The 19,604-nt window shown below is 72.5% G+C and carries 17 protein-coding genes; 12 read left to right on the top strand and 5 right to left on the bottom strand.

Annotated elements, in window-relative coordinates; genetic code table 11:
* Window positions 1–49 precede the first annotated feature (49 nt).
* The 6 genes from J2S41_RS30760 (at window position 50) to J2S41_RS30785 (ending at window position 7,472) form a co-directional block, all read left to right on the top strand.
* Complete coding sequence (locus J2S41_RS30760) at window positions 50–1,126, top strand: sugar ABC transporter substrate-binding protein (RefSeq protein ID WP_310372923.1); 1,077 nt, start codon at window positions 50–52, stop codon at window positions 1,124–1,126.
* Between the two features lie 19 nt (window positions 1,127–1,145).
* On the top strand, window positions 1,146–1,640 hold the full coding sequence (gene ybaK / locus J2S41_RS30765; protein WP_310372925.1) for a Cys-tRNA(Pro) deacylase: 495 nt from the start codon (window positions 1,146–1,148) through the stop codon (window positions 1,638–1,640).
* A 1,425-nt stretch (window positions 1,641–3,065) separates the two neighbouring features.
* Window positions 3,066–4,148 (top strand): sugar ABC transporter substrate-binding protein, encoded by a 1,083-nt coding sequence (locus J2S41_RS30770; RefSeq protein ID WP_310372927.1) that lies wholly within the window; start codon window positions 3,066–3,068, stop codon window positions 4,146–4,148.
* A gap of 95 nt (window positions 4,149–4,243) precedes the next feature.
* Window positions 4,244–5,017 (top strand): ATP-binding cassette domain-containing protein, encoded by a 774-nt coding sequence (locus tag J2S41_RS30775; RefSeq protein ID WP_310372929.1) that lies wholly within the window; start codon window positions 4,244–4,246, stop codon window positions 5,015–5,017.
* Window positions 5,014–6,252 (top strand): sugar ABC transporter permease, encoded by a 1,239-nt coding sequence (locus J2S41_RS30780; RefSeq protein WP_310372932.1) that lies wholly within the window; start codon window positions 5,014–5,016, stop codon window positions 6,250–6,252. Before J2S41_RS30775 ends, J2S41_RS30780 begins: the two co-directional genes overlap by 4 nt.
* 23 nt (window positions 6,253–6,275) lie before the next feature.
* Window positions 6,276–7,472, top strand: coding sequence for an ROK family protein (locus J2S41_RS30785; RefSeq protein ID WP_310372933.1), 1,197 nt, complete (start codon window positions 6,276–6,278; stop codon window positions 7,470–7,472).
* Here the strand turns inward: J2S41_RS30785 and J2S41_RS30790 are convergent.
* A complete protein-coding gene (locus tag J2S41_RS30790; protein WP_310372935.1) occupies window positions 7,452–8,036 on the bottom strand; it encodes a TetR/AcrR family transcriptional regulator in 585 nt (194 codons plus the stop codon). The genes J2S41_RS30785 and J2S41_RS30790 overlap by 21 nt on opposite strands.
* 159 nt (window positions 8,037–8,195) lie before the next feature.
* Here J2S41_RS30790 and J2S41_RS30795 point away from each other — a divergent pair, with 159 nt between their 5' ends.
* From J2S41_RS30795 to J2S41_RS30805, 3 genes are read left to right on the top strand one after another with little or no spacing between them, the layout of a single operon-like run.
* Window positions 8,196–8,807: an O-methyltransferase gene (locus tag J2S41_RS30795; protein WP_310372937.1), complete on the top strand. Its 612-nt coding sequence runs from the start codon at window positions 8,196–8,198 to the stop codon at window positions 8,805–8,807.
* Between the two features lie 48 nt (window positions 8,808–8,855).
* Window positions 8,856–10,541 (top strand): ABC transporter ATP-binding protein, encoded by a 1,686-nt coding sequence (locus J2S41_RS30800; RefSeq protein ID WP_310372938.1) that lies wholly within the window; start codon window positions 8,856–8,858, stop codon window positions 10,539–10,541.
* Between the two features lie 3 nt (window positions 10,542–10,544).
* A complete protein-coding gene (locus J2S41_RS30805) occupies window positions 10,545–12,272 on the top strand; it encodes an ABC transporter ATP-binding protein (RefSeq protein WP_310372940.1) in 1,728 nt (575 codons plus the stop codon).
* On the opposite strand, the gene J2S41_RS30810 is transcribed toward J2S41_RS30805, so the two are convergent.
* From J2S41_RS30810 to rimI, 3 genes are all read right to left on the bottom strand, one after another.
* On the bottom strand, window positions 12,269–13,945 hold the full coding sequence (locus tag J2S41_RS30810; RefSeq protein ID WP_310372942.1) for a DUF6311 domain-containing protein: 1,677 nt from the start codon (window positions 13,943–13,945) through the stop codon (window positions 12,269–12,271). The two genes, J2S41_RS30805 and J2S41_RS30810, sit on opposite strands and share 4 nt — an antisense overlap.
* A 38-nt stretch (window positions 13,946–13,983) precedes the next feature.
* Window positions 13,984–14,238 carry a hypothetical protein gene (locus J2S41_RS30815; RefSeq protein ID WP_310376618.1) on the bottom strand — a complete coding sequence of 85 codons (255 nt, stop codon included), beginning with the start codon at window positions 14,236–14,238 and terminating at the stop codon, window positions 13,984–13,986.
* Window positions 14,239–14,303: 65 nt separating this feature from the next.
* Window positions 14,304–14,747 carry a ribosomal protein S18-alanine N-acetyltransferase gene (rimI, locus tag J2S41_RS30820; RefSeq protein WP_310372944.1) on the bottom strand — a complete coding sequence of 148 codons (444 nt, stop codon included), beginning with the start codon at window positions 14,745–14,747 and terminating at the stop codon, window positions 14,304–14,306.
* A gap of 83 nt (window positions 14,748–14,830) precedes the next feature.
* Between rimI and alr the strand changes: the two genes are divergently transcribed.
* From alr to ung, 3 genes are all read left to right on the top strand, one after another.
* The gene (gene alr, locus J2S41_RS30825) at window positions 14,831–15,961 is read left to right on the top strand and encodes an alanine racemase (protein ID WP_310372946.1); all 1,131 of its coding nucleotides are present in this window, start codon (window positions 14,831–14,833) and stop codon (window positions 15,959–15,961) included.
* Between the two features lie 32 nt (window positions 15,962–15,993).
* A complete protein-coding gene (locus J2S41_RS30830) occupies window positions 15,994–17,115 on the top strand; it encodes an alpha/beta fold hydrolase (RefSeq protein WP_374728282.1) in 1,122 nt (373 codons plus the stop codon).
* A 96-nt stretch (window positions 17,116–17,211) separates the two neighbouring features.
* Complete coding sequence (ung, locus tag J2S41_RS30835; RefSeq protein WP_310372950.1) at window positions 17,212–17,898, top strand: uracil-DNA glycosylase; 687 nt, start codon at window positions 17,212–17,214, stop codon at window positions 17,896–17,898.
* A 5-nt stretch (window positions 17,899–17,903) separates the two neighbouring features.
* Here ung and J2S41_RS30840 read toward each other — a convergent pair whose 3' ends face one another.
* Window positions 17,904–19,595, bottom strand: coding sequence for an alpha/beta hydrolase (locus tag J2S41_RS30840; protein WP_310372953.1), 1,692 nt, complete (start codon window positions 19,593–19,595; stop codon window positions 17,904–17,906).
* Window positions 19,596–19,604: the final 9 nt, after the last annotated feature.

Raw genomic sequence — 19,604 nt, forward strand, 5'->3', positions numbered from 1 at the left:
CCGGCCCGGCATAGTGGAATCTGATCCTCCGCAGCTGAAAGGGCCTCGTATGCGCCGCGGTATCGCCACGCTCACCGCCACCGTCGTCGCGGCCGGCCTGCTCACGGCCTGCGGAGGTGATGACGCGGGCGAGGCGCCGGTCCCCAAGATCGGCGTGATCCTGCCGGACAGCACCTCGTCCGACCGCTGGGAGACGGCGGACCGCCGGTTCCTGGAGAGCGCGTTCGAGAAGGCCGGCATCCCGTACGACATCCAGAACGCACAGGGCGACAAGGCCGCGTTCCAGTCGATCGCCGACCAGCAGATCACCAACGGCGCCACGGTACTGATGATCGCGAACCTGGACTCGGACACCGGCAAGGCCGTGCTGGACAAGGCGAAGAGCCGGGGCGTGGCCACGATCGACTACGACCGGCTCACGCTCGGCGGCGGCGCGGAGTACTACGTCAGCTTCGACAACGTGCAGGTCGGCAAGCTGCAGGGGCAGGGGCTGCAGAAGTGCCTGACCGCGAAGAGGGTCGCCAAGCCGACGATCGCGGAGCTGCACGGCTCCCCCACCGACAACAACGCCACGCTGTTCAAGGAGGGCTACCAGTCGGTGCTGAACCCGCTCTACGCGAAGGGCACCTACGTGAAGGGCCCGGAGCAGGCGGTGCCGGACTGGGACAACACGCAGGCCGGCACGCTCTTCGAGCAGATGCTGACGCAGAACCCGGCGATCAGCGGCGTGCTCGCCGCGAACGACGGCATGGGCAACGCGGTCATCACCGTCCTCAAGAGGAACAACCTCAACGGCAAGGTGCCGGTCACCGGCCAGGACGCTGACGTGCAGGGCCTGCAGAACATCCTCGCCGGCGACCAGTGCATGACCGTCTACAAGGCGATCAAGGAGGAGGCGAGCGCCGCCGCCCAGCTGGCGATCTCGCTGGCCAAGGGCGAACGCCAGGACGTCACCGGCAAGGTCACCGACCCGCAGAGCGGCCGCGAGGTCCCCTCCGTCCTGCTGGCACCGAAGGCGATCTTCGAGGAGAACGTCAAGGCCGTGGTCGACGACGGCTACGTCACCCGCAGCGAGCTGTGCACCGACGCCTACGCCGCCGCCTGCCGCCGGCTGGGGATCACCTGACCGGCTAGTGTCGTCCCTCGTGGCCAAGTCTGCGAACAAGACCGGCGGCACCCCCGCGACGACGCTGCTCACCCGGCAGAAGGTGGCTTTCACCGCGCACACGTACGAGGTCGATCCCAAGGCCACGTCGTACGGTGAGGCGGCCGCCGCCGCGCTCGGCGTACCACCGACCCGCCTGTTCAAGACGCTGGTCGCGACCGTCGACGGCCGACTCGCCGTCGGCGTGGTCCCGGTCTCCGCCTCCCTCGACCTGAAGGCCCTGGCCGCCGCCCTCGGCGGCAAACGCGCCGCGATGGCGGACCCCGCCGCCGCCGAACGCGCCACCGGTTACGTGACCGGCGGCATCTCCCCGTTCGGCCAGCGCTCCCGCCTCCCGATCGTGGTCGACGCGTCCGCGGAGGCGCAGGAGACGGTCTTCGTGTCGGGCGGGCGGCGGGGCCTCCAGATCGAGATCCCTCCCGCCGCCTTCCCCTCCGTCGCCGGCGCCATCTTCGCCCCCATCGCGACGGCTTGACCGCCGCTTCGATACGTCGCGCTCCCGGCGTGGGGGTGCTCGGCCCGCGCAAGCCGGTTCCGTGATCGAGCGCGCTTTCTTCCCTGATCAATTCGTGGCGTCGACTACGCATACACCGCGGCTTCCACCGTGAGCGGCGTGCCTGGATAGCGCTTATCGGGCATGAAGGGCTATCGCGCGGCACCGTCCCGTCGGCGGACCCGGCAGATCCGCCGTACCCACCCGAGACGCCATCCGACCGGCGGTCTCCGGTCGAAGGCCCGGCGCGTTCCCTGGACCAGTCCGAAGCGCGTGAGCAGGACATTGTCCGGCACATCCGTCGTGGTTCGCCGTGAAGTGCTACCGCCGTGGCGCAGGCCGACGCGCGCCGGCGGCAGTGTGGCGCAGCCACAAAGGCGTCGGCTTCACTACGGTCACGAGCACATTCGATATGTGGGCATGCCGCCTGCCACGCCCCGACTCGCCATATGCGGCGCCTTTTCTGCGGCAATTGCGTGCCGGCACCACCCGGCAGGGACGATCGATTCAATTCGCGGGAAAGGGCACAACCACGCACTGCACATGAGGACATTGCCCTGGGCCGCCCAGCCCTGGGCGCGATAGTCGAGATTCCTGCGACCGTGCCGGCTTGCCGAACATGTGGATAAGGCGAAATTTCCCTCTAAAGCGCTCGAAGGGCAGCCTGGCCGTCCCAACGACCGGCACACCGGTGCAAGAGCCATCCGCACCAACAGCCCGCGGCCCCTCGCCGGCCACCTCGCACGACCGACGCATCGACCGACAGCCCCATCGCAAGCCGCGCGGCACGAACCCACGCCCACCACACGCGGCACGGCACGAACCCACGCCCACCACACGCGGCACGGCACGAACCCACGCCCACCACACGCGGCACGGCACGAACCCACGCCCACCACACGCGGCACGGCACGAACCCACGCCCACCACACGCGGCACGGCACGAACCCACGCCCACCACACGCGGCACGGCACGAACCCACGCCCACCACACGCGGCACGGCACGAACCCACGCCCACCACACGCGGCACGGCACGAACCCACGCCCACCACGCGGCACGGCACGAACCCACACGCCCACCACAGCGGGCCTGGCCCCGCCCGGCGAGATCGCCCGCCAGACGATCAATACCCGGGCGCGCGGCGGAGCCGCTCGTTCGTCCGGCAAGGGTGCGGGCGACGGTGGGATGAAGGGGGCATCCTTCCCGGCGGCGGGAGGCGTACCGCGTACCGGCGAAGGGCCTTGGATCTTGAATTTTCGGAGACGTGTCGGGCGCGTTGCGGAATTGTTATGCCACTAAACAAAAGTGGGGGTTGTGCCGTGGGCCACAGGCGAAATACGTTGCCGGGCACAACAAACCGACGACACCGCAGGGAGTTCCACCACACCGAAAGGACCATGCACAATGCGCAGAGTCCTGACCACGCTGGCCGTGGCCGGCCTCGCCGCCGGGACGCTCGTCGCCTGTGGCGAGGATGCGGGCGGCGGAGAGGCACGACCCGCCAAGATCGGCGTCATTCTTCCGGACAGCGCCTCGTCGAACCGCTGGGAGACCGCGGACCGGAGGTATCTGGAGGCGGCGTTCAAGGCCGCGGGCGTCGAGTACGACATCCAGAACGCGCAGGGCGACAAGGCCGCGTTCCAGACCATCGCCGACCAGATGATCATCAACGGCGTCACCGTGCTCATGATCGTGAACCTTGACTCCGGTACCGGCAAGGCGGTGCTGGACAAGGCCAAGGGCCAGGGCGTGGCGACCATCGACTACGACCGCCTGACGCTGGGCGGCAGCGCCGAATATTACGTCAGCTTCGACAACGTGCAGGTCGGCAAGCTTCAGGGCGAGGGCCTGCAGAAGTGCCTGACCGATCTGAACGCGAACAAGCCGGTGATCGCGCAGCTGCACGGCTCGCCCACCGACAACAACGCCACCCTGTTCCGGGAGGGCTACCAGTCGATCCTGAACCCGCTCTTCGACGGCGGCACCTACGCCAAGGGGCCGGAGCAGGCGGTGCCGGACTGGAACAATACGCAGGCCGGCACGATCTTCGAGCAGATGCTGACGCAGGCCAACAACGAGATCGACGGCGTGCTGGCGGCGAACGACGGGCTCGGCAACGCGGTGGTGACCGTGCTGAAGCGGAACGGGCTGAACGGGAAGGTCCCGGTCACCGGTCAGGACGCGGATGTACAGGCGTTGCAGAACATCCTGGTCGGCGACCAGTGCATGACGGTCTACAAGGCGGTCAAGCAGGAGGCGGACGCGGCGGCGGATCTGGCCATCGCGCTGTCCAAGAGCGAGCGGAAGGACGTGACCGGCCGGGTCACCGATCCGGAGACCGGCCGCGAGGTACCGTCCGTGCTGCTCACGCCCAAGGCGATCTTCTTCGACAACGTGAAGGACGTCGTCGCGGACGGGTACGTGACCGCGGCCGAGCTGTGCACCGGCGCCTACGCGGCCAAGTGCACCGAGGCCGGAGTCAGCTAGACCCCTTGTAACCGGCTCAGGGCACCAGCCGGCTCGCGCGCCGCCCGGGACACGTTCCGGGCGGCGCGCGAGGAGTTCAAGCCGCTAGGAGAAACGTGTCCGCGACACCCCTGCTGGAACTGCGCGGGATAGACAAGGGCTTCGGCCCGGTCCAGGTCCTCCGCGACGTCAATCTCGCCGTCCATCCCGGTGAGGTGACCGCGCTCGTCGGCGACAACGGCGCCGGCAAGTCGACGCTCGTCAAGTGCGTCAGCGGCATCTACACCATCGACTCAGGGCAGATCTTCTTCGAGGGCCGGCCGGTCACGGTCAACAGCCCGCGCGACGCGGCGACGCTCGGACTCGAGGTCGTCTACCAGGACCTCGCGCTCTGCGACAACCTCGACATCGTGCAGAACATGTTCCTCGGCCGGGAGCGGCGCAGCGGCCTGGTGCTGGACGAGCCGACCATGGAGCAGCTGGCGGCGGAGACGCTGGCCAGTCTGTCCGTCCGGACGGTGAAGTCGCTGCGCCAGCACGTCTCCAGCCTCTCCGGCGGCCAGCGGCAGACCGTGGCGATCGCCAAGGCCGTGCTCTGGAACAGCAAGGTCGTCATCCTGGACGAGCCCACGGCCGCGCTCGGCGTGGCCCAGACCGCTCAGGTGCTGGAGCTGGTCCGGCGGCTCGCCGACCGGGGCCTGGCGGTCGTGCTGATCTCGCACAACATGAACGACGTCTTCGCCATCTCGGACCGGATCGCCACGCTCTACCTCGGGCGGATGGCCGCGCAGGTGAAGACCACGGACGTCACTCACTCACAGGTCGTCGAGCTGATCACGGCGGGGCGCAGCGGGGAGCTGGGGCTGCCCGAGAACGGGGGGCCACGGTGACCGACACGGTCGTCAAGGAGGCGGCGCCGACCGTCGGCAGCCATGTCCGCAACTATCTGAGCCGGGTGCGCGGCGGCGACATCGGCTCGCTGCCGGCCGTGCTCGGGCTGATCGCGCTCTGCCTGTTCTTCGGCCTGATGCGGCCCGCGTTCTTCAGCGCGGGCAACTTCGCGAACCTGTTCACGCAGGGCGCGGCCGTCACCATCATCGCGATGGGGCTGGTCTTCGTGCTGCTGCTCGGCGAGATCGACCTTTCCGCGGGGTACGCCAGCGGCGTGTGCGCGTCCGTGCTGGCGGTGCTGCTGACGTACCAGGGCTGGCCGTGGTACGCGGCGACGCTGGCCGCGCTGGCCACCGGCGCGCTGATCGGGGTGGCCATCGGGTTCATGGTGGCGAAGGTCGGCATCCCGTCGTTCGTGGTCACGCTGGCGGCGTTCCTCGCGTTCCAGGGCGTGGCGCTGATCCTGATCAAGGGCGGCACCAACGTGTCGGTACGCGACGACGTGCTGCTCGCGATCTCCAACCGGAACGTGCCGCCGCCGCTCGGCTGGGCGCTGTTCGCGCTGGGCGTGCTGATCTACGCCGGGATTCAGCTCTTGCAGTGGCGCAACCGGCACCGGCGCGGACTGGTCACCGAGCCGCTCGGGGTGGTGGCCGCGCGGATCGCGATGCTGGTCGTGGTGGTCGGCGCCGCCGTGTACGTGCTCAACCTGGAGCGCAGCCGCAACGTGCTGATCACCTCGCTGAAGGGCGTGCCGATCGTGGTGCCGCTCATCGTGGTGCTGTTGGTGATCTGGACGTTCGTGCTGCACCGGACCGCGTACGGCCGGCACGTCTACGCGGTCGGCGGCAACCGGGAAGCCGCGCGCCGGGCCGGCATCAACGTCGACCGGATTCGCATCTCGGTCTTCGTGATCTGCTCGTTCATGGCCGCGATCGGCGGCGTGGTGGCGGCCAGCCGGGCCGCCTCGGTGGACGCGAACACCGGCGGCAGCAACGTGCTGCTGTACGCGGTCGGCGCCGCGGTGATCGGCGGCACCAGCCTGTTCGGCGGCAAGGGCCGGATCATCGACGCGGTCATCGGCGGCGCGGTGGTCGCGGTGATCGACAACGGGATGGGCCTGATGAACGCCAGCGCGGGCGCGAAGTTCGCCTGGACCGGTGGCGTGCTCCTCGCCGCGGCTAGCATCGATGCGCTGTCCCGGCGTCGCGCGGCGGCCACCGGAAACCGTTAGTCCGCAATGGAGAGTTCAGACTGATGCGCGCCGGACCCAGCCAGGACGAGGTCCGCCGGCAGAACCTCGGGGCGCTGCTGCGCTATGTGCACGTGCACGGGCCGATCTCCCGCGCGGAGCTCACCACCCGGCTCGGGCTCAACCGCAGCACGATCGGGGCGCTCACCGCGGACCTCACGGCGGCCGGGCTGGTGCGCGAGGAGGCGCCGCGCGGCGCGCGCCGGGCCGGGCGGCCGTCGCTGGTGGTGCTGCCCGAGTCCGGCCGGGTGTACGCGTACGCGCTGAGCATCGAGGTGGACCGGTTGCGCGCGGCCCGGGTCGGGCTCGGCGGCGAGGTGCTGGACGAGCGCGTCTACGACCGCCCGCGCGACCTGCGCGTGTCCGAGGTGGTCGGTCCGCTGGCCGCGTTCGTGAAGGAGATGCAGCACGCGGCCCCGGAGGGCCGGTACGTGGGCGTGGGCGTGGCGGTGGCCGGCATGGTCCGCCGCCACGACGGCCTGGTCCGGCTCACGCCGAAGGCCGGCTGGGTGGACGAGCCGCTCGCCGAGCCGCTGGCCGAGGCGCTCGGCGGCGACCACACCGTGCGGGTCGGCAACCACGCGGACCTGGCGCTGCTGGCCGAGCACCTGCGCGGCGTGGCCGTGGACACCGAGGACGTCATCTACCTGCACGGCGAGGTGGGCATCGGTGCCGGCATCATCGCGCACGGCACGCTGATCACCGGCCACGGCGGGTACGCCGGCGAGGTCGGCCACATGATCGTGCACCCGGGCGGCCGTACGTGCAGCAGTTGCGGCGCGCGCGGCTGCTGGGAGTCGGAGATCGGCGAGGAGGCGCTGCTGCGCGCGCTGGGCACGGACGGCAGCGGCCGGATCCCCGCGCACCAGCTGATCGCGGCGATGCGCGGGGATCCGGGCAGTCACGAGGCGCTGCGCCAGATCGGCGAGTGGCTCGGCCTGGGCGTCGCCAACCTGGTCAACATCTTCAACCCGGAGATGGTCATCTTCGGCGGTACGCTGCGGAACCTCTACCTGACCACGGCCGCCCAGGTGCGGTCCCGGCTCAACTCGCTCGCGCTGCCGGCCAGCCGCGAACTGCTGCGCCTGCGCACGCCGAAGATGGGTGAGGACGCGGCGCTGATCGGTGCCGCGGAGCTGGCGTTCACCCAGTTGCTCGCGGACCCGCTCAACGAGGCCCCGTCAGCCCGTCAGGCCACGTAGCGCCTCGTCGACCAGCCGGTCGGTGAAGTCCGCGCCGACCGGGTCGCCGGTGACCAGCACCCGGTAGTAGAGCGGCCCGACCAGCGTGTCGACCAGCAGGTCCAGGTCGGTGCCGGGCGGGAGGTCGCCGCGCGCGACCGCCCGCTCCAGCGGCGCCCGGTCCAGCTCGCGCTGCCGGCTCAGGTGCTCGGTGCGGAGCCGGGCCGCCAGCGCCGCGTCGTGCTGCGCCTCGCCGTGCAGCGCGCGGAACACCGCGCCGGCGTCGTGCTCGGTCAGGAAGATGGCCAGCCCGCGCAGGTGGAGCCGCAGGTCGGTGACGAGTTCGCCGGTGTCCGGCGGGCGCAGCGCCTCGCGGGCGTCCACCGTGAACGCCTCCATCAGCACGTCGGTCTTGGACTGCCACCAGCGGTAGATGGTCTGTTTGGCCACGCCGGCCCGGGCCGCGATTCCCTCGATCGTGAGCTGGGCGTACCCGCGCTCGACCAGCAGATCGTCGGCCGCCTCCAGCACGCTGAGGCGCGCCTGTTCACTGCGGCCGTGCCGGTTGCCCCGATGCGCCGTCACGCCGGATTTCTCCCTTTTCTGGTTGTTCTTTTTCATGCCCGAGAATAATCGTGCTTGACTAGACGCAACGTTGCGTCCACTCTAACTCGCATGAACTCAGCTCACATGAACTCAGCCGGCATGAACTCAGCTCGCACGAACTCTCTGTCGGCACCACGTGTGCGTACCGTTCTCGACCGCCTGCGCGCCGCCGCCGATCTCGATGAGGACCGGCCCCACCCCCGCCCCGACGCCGACGCCTCCGCACAGGAGCGCGCCGACCTGCTGGCCGAGGCCTACATGCCGGTGTCCGCGCGCGGCGGCGACCTGCTCTACGCGCTGACCCGGGCCGCCCGGCCGGAGCGCGTGGTGGAGTTCGGCACGTCGTACGGCATCTCGACGCTCTACCTGGCCTCGGCCGTGGCCGACAACGGCGCCGGCCACGTGGTGACCACCGAGCTCAGCACCGTGAAGGTGGCCGCCGCCCGGGCGAACCTGGCGGAGGCGGGTCTCTCCGACGCGGTGACGGTGCTGTCCGGCGACGCGCTGGCCACGCTCGCGGACGTGCCCGGGCCGATCGGCCTGCTGCTGCTCGACGGCTGGAAGGACCTGTGCCTGCCGGTGCTGCGCCTGCTGGAGGACCGGCTGGCGCCGGGCGCGCTGGTGATCGCGGACGACGTCAGCTTCCCGACCATGGCGCCGTACCTGGACTACGTCCGGGACCCCGCCTCCGGGTACGTGAGCGTGGAGTTCCCGGTCGACGACGGCATGGAGATCAGCTGCCGCGCCTGAGAAATTCGGTGGATCGGGATCGACGGCGCACAGTAGCGTCTCGTTACTATGCGTGAGCTACCGCGCTCCGACCCGGGAGTCGCCGACCACCGGTCGGCGGGCCGTCTGCTGTGGTGGATGGTCCGCCGCGTCGGGCGCGAGCTGGCCGTCTCGGTCGTGCTCGGCGTGGTGTGGATGTGCGCGATGGCGCTGGCACCGGCGCTGATCGGCATCGCGATCGACCGCGGCGTGGCCGGGCGGGACCTCGGCGCGCTCGCCGCCTGGTCCGCGGCCGTGCTCGGGCTCGGCATGGTGCAGGCGCTGGCCGGCGTCGCCCGCCACCGGTACGGCGTGCACAACTGGCTCGACACCGCGTACGGCACCGTGCAGCTCACGGTGCGGCAGTCCGCCCGGCTCGGCGCGGCGCTCCCCCGCCGGATGTCCAGTGGCGAGGTGGTGAGCATCGGCGTCTCGGACATCGAGCACCTGGGCGAGATCATCGAGATCATCGACCGGGCGATCGGCGCGTTCGCCGCGATCGCGGTGGTCACGGTGATCATGTTGGGGACGTCCACGCCGCTGGGGCTGGTGGTGCTGATCGGCGTGCCGCTGCTGCTGGGCCTCGTCGCGCTGCTGCTCCGCCCGTTGCAGGACCGGCAGGAGGCGTACCGGACGCGGCAGGGCGCGCTCACCACCCGAGCCGCGGACATCGTCACCGGGCTGCGCGTGCTGCGCGGCGTGGGCGGCGAGGCGCTGTTCGCCGGCGGATACCGCGCCGAGTCGCAGGACCTGCGCGCCGCTGGCGTACGGGTGGGACGCGTCGGCGCGCTGCTGGAGGCGACGCAGGTGCTGCTCCCGGGCCTGTTCCTGGCGCTGGTCGTCTGGCTCGGCGCGCGGCTCGTGCTGGCCGGCGACATCACCGCCGGTCAGCTCGTCGCGTTCTTCGGCTACACCGCGTTCCTGGTGCCGCCGCTGCGCACGCTCACCGAGGCGGCGAACGCGCTGGCGGTGGCGCTGGTCGCGGCGCGCCGCGTGGTGCGGCTGCTGGAGCTGGACCCGGACCCGGCCTCGCCGGCGCGCCCGGTGCCGATGCCGCCGGGGCCGGCCGCGCTCGCCGACCCCCGCTCCGGCCTGCTGGTACGCCCCGGCGAGCTGACCGCGATCGCGGCGGCCGACCCGGCGGACGCGGCCGCGATCGCGGAGCGGCTGGCCCGGTTCACCGACTCGGAGGCGCGGCTGGGCGACGTACCGCTGCGGGATCTGGATCTGGCCGAGCTGCGGTCCCGGGTGCTGCTGGCGGAGAACGAGGCACGGCTGTTCGCCGGCCCGCTGCGCGAGGCGCTGGGCGGCGGCGCGGTGGAGCACGCGCTGGAGACCGCCGCGGCGGAGGACATCGTGGCCGCGCTGCCGGACGGGCTGGACACCGAGATCGCGGCGCGCGGCCGGGAGTTCTCCGGCGGTCAGCAGCAGCGGCTCCGGCTGGCCCGCGCGCTGGTCGCGGACCCGGAGACGCTGATTCTGGTGGAGCCGACCAGCGCGGTCGACGCGCACACCGAGGCGCGGATCGCGGGCCGGCTCGGCGCGGCGCGCGCCGGGCGCACCACCGTGGTCTGCACGACCAGCCCGCTGGTGCTGGCGCACGCGGACCGCGTGGCCTACGTCGAGGACGGCAAGGTCATCGCCGAGGGTACGCACCGGGAGCTGCTCACCGGCGAGCCGCGCTACGCCGCCACGGTCACCCGGCAGGAGGGCTGAGCGATGCTCCCGATCGCCGACGGCGGGCAGGTCCGGCGGTACGTGCGAGGCCTGTTCCGCCGGCACCCGCGCGAGCTGGCCGTGCTGCTCGCCCTGCACGGGCTGGGCGCGCTCTGCGGTCTGGCCGCGCCCCGGCTGCTCGGCGACCTCGTCGAGATCATCCGCGGTGGTGGCACGGCCGGCGCGCTCGACCGCGTCGGGCTGGCGCTGGCCGCGTTCGTGGTCGCCCAGGCCGTGCTGGTGTACCTGGCCCGGTACGCGTCCGCGCGGCTCGGCGAGCGGGTGCTGGCCGAGCTGCGCGAGGAGTTCGTGGACCGGGTGCTGGCCGTGCCGATCGGGACCGTGGAGCGGGCCGGCACCGGCGACCTGCTCACCCGCACCACCCGGGACGTGTCGTCGCTGGCCTACAGCGTGCAGTGGGCGGTGCCGGAGATCCTCACCGCGCTGATCACGCTGGTGCTGCTGGTCGGCGCGCTGGCCCTGGTGTCGCCGCTGTTCCTGCTGGCGCCGCTGGTGGCGGTGCCGATCCTCTGGCCGGCGACCCGGTGGTACCTGCGCCGCGCGTCCGGCGCCTACCTGCGGGAGCGGGCCGCGTACGCGCGGATCACCGAGGGGCTGGCCGAGACCGTGGAGGGCGCGCGGACCGTGGAGGCGCTGCGGCTGCACGAGCGCCGGCGGCGGCAGACGGACGCGGACATCCACGAGTCGTACCGGGCCGAGTGGTACACGCTGTTCCTGCGCACGGTCTGGTACCCGGTGGCGGACACGTCGTACGTGCTGCCGGTCGCCGCGTCGCTGCTGCTCGGCGGCGTGTACTACGCGAACGGCTGGATGACGCTGGGCACCGTGATCACGGCCGTGCTCTACATGCAGCAGTTGGTCGGCCCGGTCGAGCAGGCGCTGTCCTGGCTGGAGGAACTCCAGGAGGGGCAGGCCGCGCTGGCCCGGGTGATCGGCGTCGGCGAGGTCCGCTCGGACGCGGACGCGCCGGGCGCGACGCCCGCGGGCAACGGCATCCGGCTGGACGACGTCACGTTCGGGTACGTGCCCGGCCGCCCGGTGCTGCGCGGCGTCACGCTGGACATCGCGCCCGGCGAGCGACTGGCCGTGGTCGGCCCGTCCGGCGCCGGCAAGTCCACGCTCGGCCGGCTGCTGGCCGGCGTGCACCGGCCGGACTCCGGCTCGCTCACGGTCGGCGGCGTCCCGGTGTCCGCGCTGCCGCCGGACCGGCTGCGCGGCGAGGTCGCGCTGGTCACCCAGGAACACCACGTGTTCGCCGGCACGCTGCGCTTCAACCTGGTGCTGGCCCGGCCGGACGCCTCGCCGGAGCAGGTGCGCGACGCACTGGCCGCGGTGGACGCGCTCGGCTGGGCGACCGAGCTGCCGGACGGGCTGGAGACCGTGGTCGGCGAGGGCGGGCACCCGCTCACCCCGGCGCAGGCGCAGCAGGTGGCGCTGGCCCGGCTGGTGCTCGCGGACCCGCACACGCTGGTGCTGGACGAGGCCACGTCGCTGATCGACCCGCGCGCGGCCCGCTCGCTGGAACGCTCGCTGGCCGCGGTGCTGGCCGGCCGCACCGTGGTGGCGATCGCGCACCGGCTGTTCTCCGCGCACGACGCGGACCGGGTGGCGGTGGTCGAGGACGGCCGCGTCGTCGAGTGCGGCTCGCACGACGAACTGCTGGCCGCGGCCGGCTCCTACGCCGCGCTGTGGCGCTCCTGGCAGAGCTAGAGATCCCAGACCGAGACCCCGCCGGTACGCGTGGGTGGCCGGCCGGTCAGCGAGGTGAGCAGCGACTCCACGGCGGCACGGTGCGGCTGGTCGTTCGGCAGCACGATCACCGATGTCCGCCAGTAGGCCAGGTCCGAGGCGAACGCGGCGCGGTCACCCACGGTCAGCGGCGGCAGGTAGCCGGTCGTGCTCACGCTCACGATCAGCGCGTGCGTGGGCCGGCGCGGCGGGCCGAACAGCGCGCGCCCGCCCGCCGTCGGGTCCGGGTCCGGGCCGAGGAAGTAGCCGAGCGCCAGCGGGAAGTCCAGGCCGGCGCGCGCGGCCCAGCGCATGCCGGTGGTGTCCGTCCAGATCCGCGGCGTGACCAGCATGCTGCCGCCGTCCGCCAGCTGCTCGCGGTAGCCCTGCGTGGTGATGTAGGCCGGCACCGGCGCCAGCCGCGTGGTGGACACCGGCATCGGCACGATCGGCACCAGCGCGGCTGCCACCAGCGCGACCGCCGGCCTCGACCGGTCGACCGCGAGCGCCAGCAGCAGGCCGACGCACGGAATCGCGATCAGCGACAGCCGGGTCGGCACCACCGAGTCGAAGATCGGCAGGTGCGCGAACGGCTCCCACGGGCCGGGGCGGCTCACGTCGCCGTACCCGTTCACGATCACGTCACGGCCGACCGACAGCACCGCGAAGACCACGGCGGTCACGGCGGCGGCGAGCGCGGCGGCCCGCGCCCGCAGCACGACCGCGAGCACCACGAACGCGATCACCAGCGGGAAGCCGAAGAACGCGTTCTCCTCCGTCTCGTTCGGCGCGATCTGGCCGAACGGAGAGATCGGCCCGGCCAGCGAGTGGTGCGAGAACGACACGAACGCGGCCACGTCGTTGCCGTAGCTGGTCACGAACTCGGGCACGCCCCGGTAGCTGCCCGGGCCGGTGAACTGCACCCACAGCGGGTACCCGACCAGCGCGCCGGCCACCGCCAGCGCGACGCCGAGGTTGGTGAGGAACCGCGTCCGGTCCGCCTCGCGCGGGCGCAGCGCCAGGTGCAGCAGGCCGAAGACGGCGCATCCCAGGCCGGTGAAGAACAGCGCCTCCTCGTTGATGAAGACCTGCCACGCCATCACCAGGCCGAGCAGCGGGCCGGACCGCCGCCGCGGGTCGAACAGCAGGTGGACCACGAACGGGAGCAGGAACTGGGCGGTCCAGTTCGGATGGCCCTGCGCGTGCGTGACGACGCCGGGCGCGAAGCCGCAGAACGCGCCGCCGACCCCGGCCGCGAGCGGTGAGACGGCCAGGCGGCGGCGGAACACCCAGAACCAGCCGTACGCGGTGAGCGCCAGGCCCAGCAGCACCAGCAGCGCGAACGAGGCGGCCGGACCGGCCAGCAGCGTGACCGGGACCAGCGGCAGGCCGACGCCGAGCACGGACGTGTTCGCCATCAGGTTCACGCCGAGCGGCACGTTCAGCTCGTCCGTGACGAACGGGTCGCGGGCGTCGCCGGTCACCAGCGCGGCGGCCCGGGCCAGCACGTACTCGAAGAACGCGTGGTCGCCCTCGTTCGCCTCCGGCACGGCCCGGTCCAGGTCCCGCCACAGCGGCAGGGTCAGGACCAGGGCGATCAGGAGGTACGCCGTGAGCGCCGCGAGGTCCGGCTTGTGCTTCCCGATCGCGACCACCGACGAATGGTAGTGGCTCCCGCACTCCGGACTCGGACTTATCGGTCGACCTGGGTGAACTCCCAGACGTGCGGCGACCGTGCGACCAGGTGCTCCGGCGGCTCGGGGAGGTCGACCGGGCCGCTGCGCCACTTCGAGATCACCACGAGGCGGTTGTCGGTCGAGGAGAACACCTCGCTGGACATGTGCAGCGGATACACCTCGATCGACGGGACCGCGTCGTCGCACAGCCAGGTGAGCAGCTCCGCGTACCCGGTGGGCCGGGCCTTGACCTCCCACATCCGAACGATCACGTCCGGCATCTCCCCCTCCTCCCCTGACGGTGAAACTCTTTCAACCGGGGGGATGACTCCGGAGGTTACCGCTCCCGCTCCATGATCAGAGCATCGGTGTTGCTCGGCTGGTAGTAGCCGCGCCGGATGCCGATGCCCTCGAAGCCGTACGCGCCGTAGAGCCGCTGCGCGGGCACGTTGTCCACCGCGACCTCCAGCAGCACCCGCTCCGCGCCGCGCCGCTCCGCCTCCGCCAGCAGCGCCTCCAGCAGCGCACGGCCGATGCCGTGGCGCTGCCGGTCACGGCGGACCGCGATGTTCTGCACCCAGGCGTCCGGCTCCTGCATCGCGAGGCCGGCGTAGCCGTCGACCCGGCCATCGTCGTCCAGTGACACCAGATAGTGATGGCCGTTCGCCAGCTCGTTCCAGAACATGGCGGCCGTCCACTTCTCGGCACCGAACAGGTCGGCCTCGATGGGTAGCAGCTCGTCGATGTGCCACCAGCGCAGCGGCCGGATCGCGTCACTCATCGCCGGACACCCTAACCCCTGTCCGGAAAGTCCCACGTCACAAGGGGTGCGCGGCTTCCTAACCGATCAGTAGGCTGGAGGCCATGTGGCAGGCCGAAGTTCGAGTTGACCTCGATGCGATCCGGGCGAACGTGGCCCATCTCGTCGCCGGCACCACCGCGGAGGTCATGGCGGTGGTCAAGAGCGACGGGTACGGGCACGGCATGGTCGCCTCCGCGCGCGCGGCTCTGGACGGCGGCGCCACCTGGCTCGGTGTGGCGAGCCCGGCCGAGGCGATCACTCTGCGTGAGTCCGGGCTGACCACGCCGATCCTCGCCTGGCTGGTCGGCCCCGGCCTGCCGCTGCACGAGGCCGTCGCGGCCGACGTCGACCTGAGCGTGGCCACGCTGGGCCTGCTGGACGAGGTGATCGCCGCCGGTGAGCACACCGGGCGGGTCGCCCGCGTCCACCTGAAGATCGACACCGGCATGACGCGCGGCGGCGCCACGCTGGCCGACTGGCCGGTGCTGCTGGAGGCGGCGGCCAAGGCGCAGTCCGACGACCTGATCGACGTGGTCGGCGTCTGGTCCCACCTGGCGTGCGCGGACGCGCCCGGCGACGCCAGCGTCGACGCGCAACTCGCCGTCTTCCACGAGGCGCTGGAGATGGCCGACCGGTTCGGCATCCGGCCGCGCTTCCGCCACCTCGCCAACTCCGCGGCCGCGCTCACCCGCCCGGACACGCACTTCGACCTGATCCGGCCCGGCCTCGCCATCTACGGCCTGTCGCCGATGGGCGGGCGGGTCGAGGGGCTGCGGCCCGCGATGACCGCGCGCGCCCGGGTGATGCTGGCCAAGCGGGTGCCGGCCGGCTCCGGCGTCTCCTACGGCCACACCTACGTCACGCCGGCCGAGACCACGATCGCGGTGGTGCCGATCGGGTACGCCGACGGCATCCCCCGGCACGGCTCGAACGCCGCCCCGGTGCTGATCGGCGGCCGGGTCCGGCCGATCGCGGGCCGCGTCTGCATGGACCAGTTCGCCGTCGACTGCGGCGACGACCCGGTGCACGACGGCGACCTGGTCACGCTCTTCGGCCCCGGCGACGACGGCGAGCCGACCGCGGACGACTGGGCGGAGGCCGCCGGCACCATCAACTACGAGATCGTCGCCCGGTTCGGCAGCCCCCGGGTGGCCCGTGTCTTCGACGGCCTGCGACCGGAGGTAGGTGCATGAGTTCCGCGACGTCACCGTCATCGTCGTCGTCCCTGGTGTCCTCGATCTTCACTCCCCGGGTCGGTAAGCGGGCCGGGCTCATCGGTGCGGTGGTCGGGCTGGCCGCCGCCGGCATCGCGGCCGGGGTCGCCGCGGAGCGGAGCATCGTGCGGCGCACCAAGCGCGGCACGATCGACCCGTACGCGAACGAGAAGTTCGGCGAGCAGCCCTACGACGAGTCCTTCATGATCACCGCCCCGGACGGCACCGACCTGCACGTGGAGGTGCTCGAGCCGGTCGACGGGCTGGAGGTCGAGCCGGACTTCCCCGGCGCGCCCGCGGCCGACCTGGCGGCCGAGCCCACCGTCGTCTTCGTCCACGGCTTCTGCCTCGACATGGGCACGTTCTACTTCCAGCGCAAGGAGCTGGTCCGGCGCGGCGACTACCGCATGGTCTTCTACGACCAGCCCGGGCACGGCCGGTCCGGCAAGCTGGAGTCCGGCGACTACCACCTGGAGGCGCTGGCCGAGTCGCTGCACGCGGTGCTCCAGGCCACCGTGCCGACCGGGCCGATCGTGCTCGTCGGCCACTCCATGGGCGGCATGACGATCATGGCGCTGGCCGAGCGGTACCCGGAGCTGCTGCGCAGCCGGGTGTCCGGCGTGGTGCTGATGGCCACGTCCGGCGGCAAGCTGGAGGAGGCCCGGCTCTCCCTGCCGTCGCTGGCCGCGCGCGCGGGCGCGCCGTTCCTGCCGGTGGTCACCCGGACCACGCGGCTCACCGGCGGCGTCATCGACCGGGCCCGGCTCGCCTCGTCGGACCTGGCCTGGCTGCTCACCCGCCAGTTCGGCTTCGGCGGCAGCGCGCCCAGCCCGGCGCTCGTCACGTTCGTCGAGCAGATGAACTCGCACACCACGGCCGACACGGTCACGCGTTACCTCCAGACGATCTACCGGCACGACCGTTTCCCGGTGCTGGACACGCTCCAGGACATCCCGACGCTGGTGATCGCGGGCGACAAGGACCAGATCTTGCCGGTCACCCACTCGCGTGAGATCGCCAAGCACCTGCCGAACGCGGAGTTCATCGAGATCCCGGACAGCGGGCACGTGGTCATGCTGGAACACGCGGACGAGGTGAACGCGGCGCTCATCTCCTTCCTGGAGAAGCTGTAGCTCTCCGGCGGCGGTTCTGTCGCACCCGTCGGATACGGTGCGGGCGCATCGTCCGTGGTGTCCCGTGCCGTTGTCCCCCGTGGAGGAGTCGCCAGCATGTCCCTCGACCTCGTCGCCCTGCTGCCGGAGCCGTGGCAGGCCGTCCTCGTGCCGCACCTGGACGCGGAGCGCACCCGCGGCCTGGGCGAGTTCGTCGCGGGGGAATACGCGGCGCAGACCGTCTACCCCCCGGTCGAGGACCTGTTCACGGCGTATCGGCTGTGCCCGCCGGACCGGGTGCGGGTGTTGCTGCTCGGTCAGGATCCGTATTTCAAGGCCGGTCAGGCGCACGGCATGAGCTTCAGCGTCCGCGCCGGCGTCCGGGTGCCCCCGTCGCTGCGCAACGTCTTCAAGGAGATCGCGGCCGACGTCGGCGCCGGCATGCCGACCGCCGGTGACCTGACGCCGTGGGCGGAGCAGGGCGTGCTGCTGCTCAACTCGATCATGACGGTGCGCGAGGGCAAGGCCGGCTCGCACGCCAAGAAGGGCTGGGAGGAGTTCACCGACGCGACCATCAGCGCGGTGAACGAGCTGGACACCCGCGTGGTGTTCATGCTGTGGGGCAGCTACGCCCGGAAGAAGGCCGCGCTGGTCACGAACCCGCGGCACGTGGTGCTGGAGGCCGGTCACCCGAGCCCGATGAATCCGGCCGGCTTCCTCGGCACCCGACCGTTCAGCGCGTGCAACAAGGCGCTCGCGGACGCCGGCCTGACCCCGATCGACTGGTCGCTCACGCCGGCCTGACCCGGTCACGCCGCACCGCCCAGCGACCGGCCGAGCGCGATGCGGGACAGCGCGTCCAGCGCCGGGCCGCCGCGGTCCCAGTAACCGAGGTGTCCCGCGTCCGCCTGGCTGGGGAAGACTCGGGCGCCGAAGCGCGGGTCGGCCGGGTTGTGCCCGTGCCACAGGGCGTCCTCCGGCGTGCCGTAGGCCAACGCCGCGCCCATGCCCGGCACCGCGGCCGTGACCAGCGCGTCGGTCACCGCGGAGACCGGTGAGACCGGCAGGTGCTGGATCGGGTCGGTGATCGAGGTGCTGGCCCACACCTCGGGCACGCCCAGCTCCGTGGCGTGCGCGACCCCGGCGCCCGGCGAGGCGAGCAGCACCACGCCGTCCGCGGCGAGCCCGAGATCGCGGGCGGTCACGCCGGTCACCACCGTGCCGTAGCTGTGGCCCAGCACCACCTGCCGGGCCGCGTCACCGTCGTGCGAGGCGCGCAGCCCCTCCTGGAAGCGGTGCAGCGCGGGTGCCGCGTCCCGGGCCGGTGCCTCGGAGGCGGCCTGGTCCACGAAGTCCGGCGCGTCGTAGTCCTGCCACAACACGGCCGCGGTGCGGTGCGCCGGGTCGTGCCCGGTGGCGGCCTCGGCGACCCGGGCGGCCCGGTCCAACTCGCCGCCGGCCGAGTCCAGGTCGCTGGTCATGCCGGGCACGTAGGTCACCACGGACGCGCTGCGGTCCGGGTCGCCGACCGCCACCACCACCCGGCCGTCCCGCACCGGGTCGAACCGCACCAGGTACCGCGGCGGATCGGTGCCGGGTGCCACCTGGTCGCGCAGCCGCTCCAGCGACGCGATGAGCGCGGCGTCCCGCGCATACGCCGCACCGCCCGGGATGGCACCGCGCAGGTCCGCGCCGGTCAGACTCACGCCGTCGGCCGGTGCGCCGCTGCGCAGCCCGTCCACCGGCAGGCCCAGCCGGGCCGCCTCCAGCGCCAGGTCCAGCAGCGCGCGGTTGGCGAGGTCGCGGGCCGCGACCGGCACACCGTCCAGGCCGCCGGTCAGCGTCGGCTCGTGCCGAATCAGCCAGCGCCGCTGCGCCGGTGTCAGCGCGTCCCACCAGGCGCGGACCGTTGCCGGGGACGCGTCCGGGGCCGGCCGGTGGCCCGGTGGCGCGCTCTCCCACCCCGTGCCGGCCGCCCGGCTCAGCTCGGCCAGCCGCGCCGCCGCCTCCGCATCGGCGGCCCCGGCCGCGGCCAGCGCCGCCTCGATCTCCGCCGCCACGGCCGCCGCGCCACCGCCCGGCCCCGCACCACCGGCCGGAACCGCACCACCGCTCGCCGGCTCGGGCCCGCCCTCGGGCGGTGCGGTGGCGCCGACCACGCGACCGGAACGCTCCACCGCCAGGCCCGCCGCCTCCGCCGCCCGCACCGCCGCCGACAGGCGCGCCTTCGCCGTCTGCAGCGCCGTCGCGAACTCCGTCAGCACCGCCGCGGCCTCCAGTTGCGCGACCCGCCCGGCCTCCAGATCGTCCCGCAGCCGGCGCAGGCGGCCGATCGCCGCGTCCGCCCCGGCGCCCGACCAGGCCCGGGTCACCGCGATCGCGCCGGCCGCCAGCTCCAGCGCGCGGCGCGCACCGGACGCCGCGAGATCGCGCCAGGCCGCCGCGGACTCCCGCCACGACGGCGGGCTCGCCTGCCACAACTGCTCATATGTCACCGCCACGCCAGGTCA

The organism is Catenuloplanes atrovinosus, assembly GCF_031458235.1.
Lineage (GTDB): Bacteria > Actinomycetota > Actinomycetes > Mycobacteriales > Micromonosporaceae > Catenuloplanes > Catenuloplanes atrovinosus.